Here is a 471-nt window from a genome sequence, read left to right as displayed (position 1 = left end):
CGCTCTAAGGGTACAAAATTGCGATCTCCTGAATCTCGACAAAATCGACCGAAAAGCTGATATCAATCGTGTGGGATACGCACCGCCATCGGTACGAGCTAAGAGGCTCCGGCAATAGGGCGTTCGATCAGGGAGCGGCGCCCGGGCGGATGGATCGCGAGGCGGCGGAGGGAGGCGCCCTGTGTTGGGCGCCGACCGACAACAACGACGCGAGGCGCCGACCGGGCGGCGCGAGCCGGACAGTCCTATTGCCGGAGCCTCTCAATCGGGCCTACAGGCCGAGGGCGCCGGGGTCCAGCCACCCCATATCTCCCGGGCGCCAGGAGGAAGACGTCGATGCGGGGCCGTCAGCCACTCGCCACCGGCGGCCGTTCGGGTTGGCCAGCCCTTCAACCATGCCACCACCGCCATTCAACCCGCGCACAACCGTCTTCCGGAGATTGTGATCCATCGCAGGCCGTCGCAGGCCGG

1 protein-coding gene is annotated in these 471 nt (G+C 66.0%); it reads right to left on the bottom strand.

Annotated features, from left to right (window positions below; all coding sequences use genetic code 11):
- Nucleotides 1-271: 271 nt before the first annotated feature.
- The coding region (locus MJ783_RS11665) for a hypothetical protein (RefSeq protein ID WP_239310430.1) at nucleotides 272-471 on the bottom strand (200 nt) is incomplete at its 5' end.

This window comes from Protofrankia sp. Cj3 (assembly GCF_917627355.1).
In the GTDB taxonomy this organism is placed as follows: Bacteria; Actinomycetota; Actinomycetes; order Frankiales; family Frankiaceae; genus Protofrankia.
This window is presented reverse-complemented; position numbering and strand designations above follow the sequence as displayed.